We start from the raw sequence: 11,757 nt of genomic DNA, 5'->3' as shown, positions 1-11,757 counted from the left end.
CGATGGAACTGTCCGGTGAATACAAGATCCCCGCCACGCGCGAGGCCGTCTGGGCGGCACTCAACGACGCAGATGTTCTGCTAAAATCAATCCCCGGTGCGGAGTCAGTCGAAAAAACGGCCGACGACGAATTCGAGGCCGTCGCCAAAGCCAAGGTCGGTCCGGTCAGCGCCCGCTTCAAGGGCAAGGTCAAGCTGACCGACATCGATCCGCCAAACGGCTACACAATTTCCGGCGAAGGCAATGGCGGCGCGGCGGGCTTCGCCAAGGGCTCGGCAAAGGTCAGCCTGTCCGACGCCGAGGGCGGCGGTACCATCCTCGCATATTCGGTCAGCGCTCAGGTTGGCGGCAAGCTCGCCCAGATTGGCCAGCGTTTCATCGACTCGACGGCAGCCCGGATGGCCGAAGAGTTCTTCGACAATTTCTCGGCTCTGACCGGCGGGGCCCGGGTCGAAAAGATCGCCGAAGGCGAACTGCCCGAACTGGTCGACGAGATGGCCCACGGCATCCCGGTCAAATCGCCCGATCGCGACGCCATATCCCCTACCGGCATCCCGTTGATCCCCGACGAGGATGCAGGCATGAGCCTGTCGCCCTGGATCTGGGGTCCGGCACTGATCCTCGTCATCATTGTCCTGATCTGGGCCTTCGGCACCTGATCGGAGCGGCGTATGCTTGACCTCGCGCGGCCGAGGGTCGAGACTCCGGAAAACGGCCTCGTACGGCGGAAAATGCCGGCAATCCGGAAAATGAGGCCACAAGTCACCAAGGGAGGTTGCGCATGCCCGTTGTCGCCATGACCGTCAACGGCAAGCCTGCAAGCGCCGATGTCGAGGCGCGGACGCTGCTTGTCCATTACATCCGCGAACAACTGGGCCTCACCGGCACCCATGTCGGCTGTGACACCAGCCAATGTGGCGCCTGCGTGGTGCATGTCGACGGCCGCGCGGTCAAATCCTGCGCGATCCTGGCCGTTCAGGCCGAGGGCGCCGAAATTGTGACGGTCGAGGGGCTGGCAAAGAACGGCGAGTTGCACCCCGTGCAACAGGCCTTCCGCGAACATCACGGCCTGCAATGCGGCTTTTGCACGCCAGGCATGATCATGACCGCCGTCGACCTGATCCGCCGTAAACCGAACCTCGATGAAAAGACCGTGCGCGAGGAGCTCGAGGGCAACATCTGCCGCTGCACCGGCTATCACAACATCGTGAAAGCCATCCTCGCCGCATCGCAGGAGATGCGCTGAACGATACGACCTCGGAAACTCAGGGAGGAGTTCCATGTCGAACGCAGCTATAGGCGAAGGTATCGGCCAACCCGTTCGCCGCAAGGAAGACTTCCGCTTCATTACTGGAAACGGCCACTATACCGACGACATCGCCAGGCCCCGTCAGACATGGGCATACTTCCTGCGCTCGCCGCACGCTCACGCGAAAATTCGTGGAATTGATACCAAATCAGCCGAAACGGCGCCGGGCGTCGTCGCGATCTTCACCGGCAAGCATGTCGCCGATGACGGGCTGGGCGGCCTGATCTGCGGCTGGACCGTCAGCTCGAAGGACGGCACGCCGATGAAAGTCGGCCCGCACCCGATCCTCGCGGTCGATACGGTGCGTTATGTCGGCGACCACGTCGCGATGGTCGTCGCCGAAACGCTGGCCGAGGCGCGCTCTGCCGCCGAGATGATCGACGTCGACTACGAAACGCTGCCGGCCGCGGTCGCCCTCGCCGCCTGTCAGTCGAAGGACGCGCCGCAGGTCCATCCGGAAGCGCCACGCAACACCTGCTTCGAATGGGAACTTGGCAACAAGTCTGAAACCGAAGCTGCCTTCGCGAAGGCCGACAGGATCGTCAAGCTCGACCTGACCAATAACCGCCTGATCCCCAACGCCATGGAGCCGCGTGCCGCCCTGGGCGAATACGACAAGGGAACCGGCACCTACACGCTGCACACGACAAGCCAGAACCCGCATGTCGCCCGTCTTGTGCTTTCGGCCTTTGTCGGCGTCGCCCCCGAACACAAGTTGCGCGTCATCGCGCCGGATGTCGGTGGCGGCTTCGGTTCGAAAATTTTCATCTATGCGGAAGAAACCGCCTGCGTCTGGGCCGCCGCGAAAGTCGGCCGCCCGATCAAGTGGACGGCGGACCGTTCCGAGGCCTTCCTTTCGGATGCCCATGGCCGCGACCATCTGAGCCATGCCGAACTGGCGCTCGACAAGAACGGCAAGTTTCTCGCTCTGCGCGTCAAGACCGTCGCCAATCTCGGCGCCTATCTCTCCACCTTTTCAGCCTCGGTGCCGACCTATCTCTACGGCACACTATTGTCGGGCCAATACGACATCCCCGCCATCTATGTCGAGGTCGACGGCGTCTATACGCATACGGCGCCGGTCGACGCCTATCGCGGCGCCGGCCGCCCCGAAGCTACCTATCTGGTCGAACGCATTGTCGAAACGGCAGCACGCGAGACCGGCATAGACCCGGCCGAAATCCGCCGTCGCAATTTCATCCGCAGCTTCCCGCACCAGACACCGGTCATTATGGCCTACGACGCCGGCGACTACGAAGCCTCGCTCGACGCCGCCATGAAGGCGGCCGATCATAAGGGTTTCCCGGCGCGCAAAGCGGAAGCCGAAAAGCGCGGCAAATTGCGCGGGCTCGGCTTCTCCTCCTATATCGAGGCGTGTGGCCTTGCACCCTCCGCCGCCGTCGGCTCGCTTGGCGCCGGCGTCGGCTTGTGGGAAAGCGCCGAAGTCCGCGTCAACCCGACCGGCAATGTCGAGGTGCTGACGGGCTCGCACAGCCACGGCCAGGGCCATGAAACCACCTTCGCCCAGCTGGTTGCCTCGCGGCTCGGCATCCCGATGGAACAGGTCGAGATCGTGCATGGCGATACTGACAAGGTGCAGTTCGGCATGGGCACCTACGGTTCGCGCTCGGGCGCGGTTGGCATGAGCGCCATCGTCAAGGCGCTCGACAAGATCGAGACGAAAGCGAAGAAGATCGCCGCCCATCTGATGGAAGCCGCCGTCGAGGACATCGTTTTCGAGAACGGCACCTTCACCGTACAGGGCACCGACAAGACCATGCCTTGGGCACAACTCGCCCTCTCGGCCTACACCGCGCATGGCTTTCCCTCGGCCGAGATCGAGCCGGGCCTCAAGGAAGGTGCCTTCTACGACCCGACCAACTTCACTTTCCCGGCCGGTTGCCACATCTGCGAGGTCGAAATCGATCCCGATACCGGTGTCACGCGCATCATCAATTTCGTCGCCGTTGACGATTTCGGCACCATCATCAATCCGATGATCGTCGAAGGTCAGGTCCATGGTGGCATCGCCCAGGGCATCGGCCAGGCGCTGCTCGAACACGGCGTCTACGATCCGGAATCCGGTCAGCTCATCACCGGCTCCTACATGGACTACTGCATGCCCCGCGCCGACGATTTACCGAGCTTCAATCTCGGCTTCACGAAAACCGTCTGCCCGTCCAATCCGCTTGGCATGAAGGGCTGCGGCGAAGCCGGTGCAATTGCCTCGCCGCCCGCCATCATCAATGCCATCACGGATGCCCTCGGCATCCGCGACATCGAAATGCCGGCGACGCCTGCCCGCGTCTGGGCGGCCATCCAGTCGCGCCCCCGCGCCGCCGCCGAATAAGGAGATTCCCATGTACCAGTTCAACTATGCGCGACCGAAAACGCTGGCCGAAGCCGAAGCGCTGCTCGCCAAGGCCGACGATCCGAAGCTCCTTGCCGGCGGCCAGACACTGATCCCGACGCTGAAACAGCGCCTTGCGATGCCGAGCGACCTGATCGATATCGGCGGCCTGAAGGAGCTTGACTTCATCCGCGCCGAAGGCGATGCGGTGATGATCGGTGCGGGCGCGAAACATGCGACGGTGGCGCAATCACCCGATGTGAAGAAGCACAATCCGGCATTGGCCGCGCTGGCCGAGGGGATTGGCGACCCCGCCGTCCGCCACATGGGCACCATTGGCGGTTCGATCGCCAACAACGACCCCGCCGCCGATTATCCGGCCGCCTGCCTGGCGCTCGACGCCAAGATACACACCAGCAAACGCCTGATCGAGGCTGACCAGTTCTTCAAAGGCATGTTCGAAACGGCGCTGGAAGACGGTGAGATCGTCAAGGAGATCACCTTCCCCCATCCCGAAAAGGCCGCCTACATGAAGTTCCCGAACCCGGCTTCGCGCTATGCGATGGTCGGTGTCTTCGTTTCGAAGGGACCCTGGGGCGTCCGCGTCGCCGTCACCGGCGCCGGCCAGAACGGTGTCTTCCGGGTCAAGGAAATGGAGGATGCGCTGACCAAAAGCTGGTCGCCCGACGCGGTCGCCGGCGTCAAGGTGCCGGCCAAGGGCCTGAATGCCGATCTCCACGGCACGGCGGAATACCGTGCCCATCTGATCACGGTCATGGCCAAGCGCGCCGTCGCCGCAGCGGGCTGATTTTGCGGACAGGCGCCCTCAGGCATAGATTGTTTCCATGAACCTGCCCTCGACCATCGACGAAACCGTCGAATTGCTGGCGCGTGGCGCCTATGTCGCCGACCGCTCGCTGGCGACCGTGATCTTTCTGGCGCTGAAGATGGGCCGCCCGCTGCTGCTCGAAGGCGAGGCCGGCGTCGGCAAGACCGAAATCGCCAAGGTTCTGGCCGAAGCGCTGGGCCGCCGCCTGATCCGGCTTCAGTGTTATGAGGGCCTCGACACGGCCGCCGCCGTCTATGAGTGGAACTATCAGGCGCAGATGATCGAGATCCGTCTGGCCGAGGCCGAAGGCGTCGAGGACCGCACCGAACTCGGCAAGGATGTCTTCTCCGAGCGCTTCCTGATCCGCCGCCCGATCCTGCAGGCGCTGGAACCGACGGTCGAAGGGCCGCCGGTGCTGCTGATCGACGAGCTCGATCGCACCGACGAGCCCTTTGAGGCCTATCTGCTTGAAGTCCTTTCGGATTTTCAGGTGACGGTCCCCGAAATCGGCACCATCAAGGCCGCCGAACCGCCGATCGTCATCGTGACCTCCAACCGCACCCGCGAAATCCACGACGCGCTGAAGCGCCGCTGCCTGTTCCATTGGGTCGATTACCCCGATGCCGAACGGGAGCTGGCGATCCTGAAACTGAAGGCCCCGAAAACGCCTGAAAAGCTGTCGCGCGACATCGTTGCCTTCGTCCAGGCCCTGCGCAGCCTCGATCTCTACAAGAGCCCCGGCATCGCCGAAACGATCGACTGGGCCGAAGCCCTGACGGCGCTCGACGCCGTCGCGCTCGACAAGGAGCTTGTCAACGACACGCTGGGCGCACTGCTGAAATATCAGGACGACATCGCCCGTGTGGCCGGCAGCGAGGCGGCACGCCTGCTCGAGGAAATCAGGGTGGCGGCGCGGGCGGCCGACTGAGATGGGCCGTCTCGCCGAAAATATCGTTCATTTCGCCCGCGTGCTGCGCCGGGCCGGACTACCCGTGGGCCCGCGTCAGGTGCTCGACGCGGTCGAGGCGGTTGAAGCCGCCGGCATCGGCGCCCGCGCCGATTTCTACTGGACGCTGCACGCGACGCTGGTTAAACGCCGCGACCAGCATCACATTTTCGATCAGGCTTTCCATGTCTTCTGGCGCGATCCGAAGCTGCTCGACCGGATGATGGCGCTGATGCTGCCCGAACTCAAAACCCCGCCCGGTGCACCACGGGAAGAGCAAAGCCGCCGCCTGGCCGAAGCGCTCTTTGGCGATGCCAAACCGCGGGAGGCGGCCGAACCCGAGCTCGAAATCGACCGCAGCGAAACCTTCTCGGCCGAAGAACTGTTGCAGACCAAGGACTTCGAGCAGATGTCGGTGGCCGAACTGGCCGAAGCCAAAGCCGCCATCGCCCGCCTGCGCCTCACCCATGACGAGGCCCGCATCCGCCGCACAAGGCCCGCCGCGCGCGGACCGATGATTGACATGCGCGCCACCCTGCGGGCAAGCCTGCGCGCCGGCGGCGTCATCCCGCTGAAGCGCCGCACCTTCCGCCGGCGCCGCCCGCCGCTGGTCGTGCTTTGTGATATTTCCGGGTCGATGTCGGCCTATAGCCGTGTTTTCCTTCACTTTTTGCACGCGCTGACCAATGACCGCGACCGCGTGCATGTCTTCCTGTTCGGCACCCGCCTGACCAATGTGACGCGCGAGCTCCGCCACCGCGATGTCGACGAGGCGCTGGCCCGCGTTGCCGCCAGGGTTGAGGACTGGGACGGCGGCACCCGCATCGGCGAGACCCTGCGCCGCTTCAATATCGACTGGGCGCGGCGGGTTCTGGGCCAGGGCGCGACGGTTCTGCTGGTCACCGACGGCCTTGACCGCGATGCCGGCGAAGGCCTCGGCCCTGAAATCGCCCGGCTGCACCGGCGCGCGCGACGGTTGATCTGGCTCAATCCGCTCTTGCGCTATGAGCGCTTCGAACCGAAATCATTGGGGATCCGAGCATTGCTGCCGCATGTCGACGAGTTCCGCCCGGTCCACAACATCGCCTCGCTGACGGCGCTGATCGAAGCGCTGTCGCAAGCACCGGCGCGCATGCCGGAAAGGAAAGCCGCGTGACCGACAAAAACACCAGCGATAACAATGTGTTGGAGGAAGCGGCTCACTGGCGCGCCGAAGGCCGCAGGGTCGCACTCGCAACCGTCATCGAAACCTGGGGCTCGGCGCCGCGGCCCGTCGGCAGCCAACTCGCGATCCGCGACGACGGCAGCTTTGTGGGTTCCGTGTCCGGCGGCTGCATCGAAGGCGATGTGGTGACGCGCGCGCTTGAGACGCTGACCAGCGGCAAGCCGGAAATGCTCGAATATGGCGTTTCCGACGCCATGGCATGGGAGGTTGGACTGGCCTGTGGCGGCCGCATCCGCGTCATGGTCGAACCGGTGACGGGCTGAGATGGACGCCGCAATCCTCGCACAACTGGTCAAGGATCGCGCCGCCAAGCGCCCGGTGGTGCTGGCAACACGGTTAACAGATGGATTCGGGGAACTCCTCTATCCAACTGAAAAACAAAAAGAAAACTGGTTAATTAAAGCATCGCATGAAGTGCTGGCGAGCGACCGCGCGACGGTCATCACCGGCCCCGATGGCGACTGGTTCCTCAACCCCTTCAACCCGCCGCTGCGCCTCGTCATTGTCGGCGCCGTTCACATCGCACAGCCGCTGGCGCGCATGGCCGCTCTCGCCGGCTACGACGTGACGGTGATCGACCCGCGCACCGCCTTCGCCTCCGAAAACCGCTTTCCGGACATCGACTTGCGCCACGACTGGCCGGACGAGGCGATGGCCGCGCTGGCGCCCGACACGCGCACGGCGGTCGTTACGCTGACCCATGACCCGAAGCTCGACGACCCGGCGCTGCAGGCGGCGCTGAAGAGCCCCGCCTTCTATATCGGCGCGCTCGGCTCGAAGAAGACGCATGCGGCGCGCCTCGCGCGGCTGAACGAAGCCGGCTTCGAAGACATTGATATTGCTCGCATTCACGGGCCGGTCGGCCTGTCGATCGGCGCGAAAAGCCCGGCCGAGATCGCGATCTCGATCATGGCGCAAATCACGGAGACCCTGCGCCAATGATCTTCGGCGAGATGAAACCGGAAGAAGCAGAAGGTGCGATCCTCGCCCATTCGCGGAAAGTGGGAAGCGAAACCTTCAAGAAAGGCAGGCACTTGAGTGCCGCCGATGTGGCGGCGCTGAAAGCGGCGGGCGTCGCCACCGTCATCGCCGCGCGCCTCGAAGCGGACGACGTGGCCGAGGACGAAGCGGCGGCAGCGCTCGCCAAGGCCTTGGCAGGCAACAACATTCGCGCCGCAGCACCCTTCACCGGCCGCGCCAATCTGCATGCCGAAGCAGGCGGCATCGTCGAGATCGACGCCGCGCGCATCGCCGCGATCAACGCCATCGGCGAGGCGATCACGGTGGCGACGCTTGCGCCCTACGAGACCGTGACCGCACGACAAATGCTTGCCACCATTAAGATAATTCCCTTCGCCGCGCCGCGCGCCGAGCTCGACCGCGCGCTCGAGATCGCCCGCAGCAGCGACGCAGCGATGACGCTGCATGCGTTCAAAGCGCACAAGGTCGGCCTCGTCGCCACGCAACTGCCGGACACCAAAGCAAGCGTGATGGACAAGAGCCGCGCCGTGCTCGACGCCCGTCTCGCCGCGATGGGAAGCACGATCGCGCGCGAAATCCGCTGCGAACACAATGACTTGGCGGTCGCCAGCGCGGTCCGCGAACTGATCGCCGAGGGCCTGTCGCCAGTGCTGATCTTCGGTGCCTCGGCGACCGTCGATCGTCGCGATGTCGTGCCCGCAGGCATCGCGCAGGCAGGCGGCGAGGTCCTGCATTTCGGCATGCCGGTCGACCCCGGCAACCTTATGTTGTTGGCCCGCCTCGATAAAACGCCGGTCATTGGCCTGCCCGGCTGCGCCCGCTCACCGAAGCTCAACGGTTTCGACTGGGTGCTGGCGCGGCTGATGGCCGGCATGGCGGTGACGCCGGAGCATGTCATGGGCATGGGCGTCGGCGGTTTGCTGAAAGAGATCCCCTCACGCCCGCAACCGCGCGAAGGCACCCGCGCGAAGCCCGCAAGTCCCCGTGTCGCCGCGATAATTCTGGCCGCCGGCCAGTCCAGCCGCATGGGCGGACCGAACAAGCTGACCATGCCGATTCATGGAAAAGCGATGGTTCGGCATGTTGCTGAAGCGGCGCTGGCCTCGTCGGCGCGGCCGGTGATCGTCGTCACCGGCGACCGCGCGGCAGCAGTCGAAAAAGCGCTCGAACCCCTCTCTGTCACAAAACTGTCAAATAACTGTCACAAAGAGGGTCTGAGCACCTCGCTGAGGGTGGGGATAAATGGCCTGCCCGACGACGTCGACGCCGCCCTGATCTGCCTCGGCGACATGCCCGACATCAGCGCCGACCATCTCGACCGCCTGATCGCCGCCTTCGACCCGGAAGAGGGCCGCACCATCTGCGTGCCGACCGTGGGCGGCAAGCGCGGCAACCCGGTCCTCTGGGGCCGCGAATGGTTCGCGGCCATCAAGGAGACCAAGGGCGACACCGGCGCCAGGCACCTGATCGGCGAACATGCCGATGCCGTCTGCGAAGTGCCGATGCCGGACGACGCGGCGCTGAAGGATATCGACACGATGGAGGAATGGGAGCGGCGGCGCGGGGACTGAACGCGCGCGCCCTCAAAACCTGATCCTGTAGGTGATCTCCTGTTCGTCGAGGCGCAGAAACAGCGTGTCGGAGAAATTGAGGATCACGTCGCCCTTGCTGAATTCGAGGCGGCGGCCGGTGCTGTCGCTGGCCCGCTCCACGGCCGAGCGCAGCGACGTGGCGAGCGTGCCCTTGGCGGGACCGCCGCCGCGCGGCGCGACGACATCGGAACGCGGCGCCAGCGTGATGCCGAAGTTGCGATGGGGACGTAGATCGATGGCGTTTTCATCCGGCAGGCTCGACGGCGTACTGAACCAGAAGGTCTGCGGTGCGAGTGGCGAATGCGGCGAGGCGAAGGAAAGCGAACCGGCCGCTTCGTCGGCGTCGGACGCGGCCGATGCCGGCAAGGCGGTCAGCGCGGCGCAGGCCGCAATCAGCAGGAAGAGGAGGCAGGAGGTCCAGAGCCGCTTTCGAAGCGACATCCGGGAAACCGGTGCGTGCTCCATTTCGTTCGGCCCGCGGATTGGACGCGGGCCCCTTTCTCAGGTTGCCCAATCCCCCCACGTCATCACCAGAATCTGGGCCTCGATTCCGGCGGCAAAATGGCCGGATTGCGGCATCTGGTTTTAATCTTAATACGGAGGAAACGGCGCAGTTTATTCTGCGCCGCAGATTGTGGCCCACCCTCCCCCTGAGGGAGGGTCAAACCGCTGCAAGCGGTTTGGGGAGGGGGACTCCGCTATCGGCAAAATGCGTGCTTCCGGTTATGCCCTGAAGTTCCTCGCTTACCCCTCCCCGAAACTTGCTCGCAAGCGCTCGCAACTTTCGACCCTCCCCCTGAGGGAGGGTGGTCCAGACGGAAAAGCTGCCGAAGCAACTACGCTCGAAAAACAACCGCCGCGCGCGCGCCAAGTTTCAGCGTGGCACCTTCGCGCTCGACTTCGCCCAGCGTGAACACCGCCTCGCCCGCTTCCTTCGGCAGCGCAAATTGCGCCGGCTCCGGCTTCTTGCCGAGATTAAAGACACAGAACAGCCTTTCCCCCTCGCCTTCGCGCTCGAAAGCCAGCACCGGCTCGCCCGCATCGAGAAAGCGGATCGATCCCCGCGCAAGCGCCGGATGCGCCTTGCGGAGCGCAACGACGGCGCGGGCATGGGCCAGCACCGAGTTTCCGTCCGCTTGCTGAACATCGACCGCCCGCTCGCGGTGATAATCGGGGATCGGCAGCCAGGGCGTTGCCGCCGTGAAGCCGGCCTCATGCGTGTGACGCTCCCACGGCATCGGCGTGCGGCAGCCGTCGCGCCCCTTCGACCACGGAAAATAGAGATCGCCGACCGGGTCCTTGATGTGATGCCGTTCGAGATCGACTTCGGGCAGCCCCAGCTCCTCGCCCTCGAACATCAGCACCGTGCCCTTGAGCGCCAGAAGCAGCGTCAATCCGAGCTTCGCCAGCCCCTCATCGCCCCTGCCGCCGCCCCAACGCGTCACAGGCCGCACGATGTCGTGATTGGAAAAGGTCACGCAGGGAAAGAGCTCGGGCATCGGCGCCAGCAATTCCTCGTAATAGCGGCGGAAGACGGACGGCGCGAAACTCCAGTCCTCGAGGAAGTCGAAGGTGTAGCCGGTATGCAGCCGCTCCGCCCCGCCCGCATAGAGCCCGAACATTTCCGGCCGTTCCGAAAACTCGCCGAAGGCCAGCCGCGCTTCGTATTCGTTCATCGTCGCCCGCACGCGCTTCATCGCCCATTCGTTCTCGGGCATGTTGGCGTCATGGATGTGGCGTTGCAGGCGCGGCGCATGCGCCCAGTCGAGGAAGCTGCGCTCGTCGCGCGGCAGCGGCGGATTGTCGGTCAGCGCCGCCTCGTGCAGATAGGAATTGGCAACATCGAGGCGGAAACCGTCGACGCCCTTGTCGAGCCAGAAGCGCAGCACATCCATGCAGGCCGAAACGACGTCCGGATTGTGGAAGTTGAGCTTCGGCTGGCTCTTCAGAAACTTGTGATGGTAATACTGCCGCCGCACCGGATTCCACGACCAGGCCGGGCCGCCAAAGGCCGAGAGCCAGTTGTTGGGCACCGTGCCGTCTTCCTTGGCGTCGGCCCAGACATACCAGTCCGATTTCGGATTGTCGGCCGAGAGTTGGCTTTCGGCGAACCATTGATGCTGGTCCGACGAATGCGCCAGCACCTGATCGAGAATGAGCTTCATGCCGCGCTTGTGGACCGCGGCCAGCAGCCGGTCGAAATCGGCCATTGTCCCCATCTCGGGCGCAATGGCGCAATAGTCCGACACGTCATAGCCGAAATCGCGATTGGGCGAGGGATAGATCGGCGACAGCCAGATCGCATCGGCGCCGAGCCCGGCGACATGATCGAGCTTCTCCTCGATGCCGCGAAGATCGCCGATGCCGTCGCCATTGCTATCGCGGAAACTGCGCGGATAGATCTGATAGACCACCGCACCCTTCCACCACTCGCTCTCCATGCCCCCCACCTCTGCTTCCTTCCGTCCTGATCTTGACCTTGCGACCCGGCCGACACAGTCTCACGGCGGCGACGGAGCTGACAA

Annotated in this window: 11 protein-coding genes; 9 read left to right on the top strand and 2 right to left on the bottom strand. The window is 64.4% G+C overall.

From position 1 onward, the window contains the following. Positions 1 to 2 precede the first annotated feature (2 nt). The 9 genes from Q7V31_RS15090 to Q7V31_RS15050 all read left to right on the top strand — a co-directional run bounded on the left by Q7V31_RS15090 (position 3) and on the right by Q7V31_RS15050 (position 9,211). Entirely contained in the window at positions 3 to 659 is a 657-nt protein-coding gene (locus Q7V31_RS15090) for a carbon monoxide dehydrogenase subunit G (protein WP_304735469.1), read from the top strand. A 122-nt stretch (positions 660 to 781) separates the two neighbouring features. After that, a complete protein-coding gene (locus Q7V31_RS15085) occupies positions 782 to 1,246 on the top strand; it encodes a (2Fe-2S)-binding protein (protein ID WP_304735467.1) in 465 nt (154 codons plus the stop codon). 34 nt (positions 1,247 to 1,280) lie between these two features. Continuing rightward, positions 1,281 to 3,659, top strand: coding sequence for a xanthine dehydrogenase family protein molybdopterin-binding subunit (locus tag Q7V31_RS15080; protein ID WP_304735466.1), 2,379 nt, complete (start codon positions 1,281 to 1,283; stop codon positions 3,657 to 3,659). Between the two features lie 10 nt (positions 3,660 to 3,669). After that, on the top strand, positions 3,670 to 4,467 hold the full coding sequence (locus Q7V31_RS15075) for a xanthine dehydrogenase family protein subunit M (RefSeq protein WP_304735464.1): 798 nt from the start codon (positions 3,670 to 3,672) through the stop codon (positions 4,465 to 4,467). Positions 4,468 to 4,504: 37 nt separating this feature from the next. After that, complete coding sequence (locus tag Q7V31_RS15070) at positions 4,505 to 5,416, top strand: MoxR family ATPase (RefSeq protein ID WP_304735462.1); 912 nt, start codon at positions 4,505 to 4,507, stop codon at positions 5,414 to 5,416. 1 nt (position 5,417) lies between these two features. After that, positions 5,418 to 6,590 carry a VWA domain-containing protein gene (locus Q7V31_RS15065; RefSeq protein WP_304735460.1) on the top strand — a complete coding sequence of 391 codons (1,173 nt, stop codon included), beginning with the start codon at positions 5,418 to 5,420 and terminating at the stop codon, positions 6,588 to 6,590. A 26-nt stretch (positions 6,591 to 6,616) separates the two neighbouring features. Next, a complete protein-coding gene (locus Q7V31_RS15060) occupies positions 6,617 to 6,922 on the top strand; it encodes an XdhC family protein (RefSeq protein ID WP_304736025.1) in 306 nt (101 codons plus the stop codon). 1 nt (position 6,923) lies between these two features. After that, entirely contained in the window at positions 6,924 to 7,601 is a 678-nt protein-coding gene (locus Q7V31_RS15055; RefSeq protein WP_304735458.1) for an XdhC family protein, read from the top strand. Next, positions 7,598 to 9,211: a molybdopterin-binding/glycosyltransferase family 2 protein gene (locus Q7V31_RS15050; protein ID WP_304735457.1), complete on the top strand. Its 1,614-nt coding sequence runs from the start codon at positions 7,598 to 7,600 to the stop codon at positions 9,209 to 9,211. The genes Q7V31_RS15055 and Q7V31_RS15050 overlap by 4 nt, the downstream gene beginning before the upstream one ends. A 12-nt stretch (positions 9,212 to 9,223) precedes the next feature. On the opposite strand, the gene Q7V31_RS15045 is transcribed toward Q7V31_RS15050, so the two are convergent. Together Q7V31_RS15045 and Q7V31_RS15040 are read right to left on the bottom strand one after the other, a co-directional pair. Continuing rightward, positions 9,224 to 9,673: a hypothetical protein gene (locus tag Q7V31_RS15045; protein WP_304735456.1), complete on the bottom strand. Its 450-nt coding sequence runs from the start codon at positions 9,671 to 9,673 to the stop codon at positions 9,224 to 9,226. A 395-nt stretch (positions 9,674 to 10,068) separates the two neighbouring features. After that, positions 10,069 to 11,673, bottom strand: a complete 1,605-nt coding sequence (locus Q7V31_RS15040; RefSeq protein ID WP_304735455.1) for an alpha-glucosidase family protein — start codon at positions 11,671 to 11,673, stop codon at positions 10,069 to 10,071. Positions 11,674 to 11,757 lie beyond the last annotated feature (84 nt).

Source organism: Parvibaculum sp. (assembly GCF_030651915.1).
Taxonomy (GTDB): Bacteria; Pseudomonadota; Alphaproteobacteria; order Parvibaculales; family Parvibaculaceae; genus Parvibaculum.
Note: the sequence above shows the minus strand (reverse complement) of the source record. Positions and strands in the feature narration are given on the sequence as shown.

What these genes read in the sequence shown, in the direction of transcription:
- Q7V31_RS15090 (WP_304735469.1), top strand. Translation starts at nt 3, where the DNA reads ATGGAACTGTCCGGTGAATACAAGATCCCCGCCACGCGCGAGGCCGTC.
- Q7V31_RS15085 (WP_304735467.1), top strand. Translation starts at nt 782, where the DNA reads ATGCCCGTTGTCGCCATGACCGTCAACGGCAAGCCTGCAAGCGCCGAT.
- Q7V31_RS15080 (WP_304735466.1), top strand. Translation starts at nt 1,281, where the DNA reads ATGTCGAACGCAGCTATAGGCGAAGGTATCGGCCAACCCGTTCGCCGC.
- Q7V31_RS15075 (WP_304735464.1), top strand. Translation starts at nt 3,670, where the DNA reads ATGTACCAGTTCAACTATGCGCGACCGAAAACGCTGGCCGAAGCCGAA.
- Q7V31_RS15070 (WP_304735462.1), top strand. Translation starts at nt 4,505, where the DNA reads ATGAACCTGCCCTCGACCATCGACGAAACCGTCGAATTGCTGGCGCGT.
- Q7V31_RS15065 (WP_304735460.1), top strand. Translation starts at nt 5,418, where the DNA reads ATGGGCCGTCTCGCCGAAAATATCGTTCATTTCGCCCGCGTGCTGCGC.
- Q7V31_RS15055 (WP_304735458.1), top strand. Translation starts at nt 6,924, where the DNA reads ATGGACGCCGCAATCCTCGCACAACTGGTCAAGGATCGCGCCGCCAAG.
- Q7V31_RS15050 (WP_304735457.1), top strand. Translation starts at nt 7,598, where the DNA reads ATGATCTTCGGCGAGATGAAACCGGAAGAAGCAGAAGGTGCGATCCTC.
- Q7V31_RS15045 (WP_304735456.1), bottom strand. Translation starts at nt 9,673, where the DNA reads ATGTCGCTTCGAAAGCGGCTCTGGACCTCCTGCCTCCTCTTCCTGCTG.
- Q7V31_RS15040 (WP_304735455.1), bottom strand. Translation starts at nt 11,673, where the DNA reads ATGGAGAGCGAGTGGTGGAAGGGTGCGGTGGTCTATCAGATCTATCCG.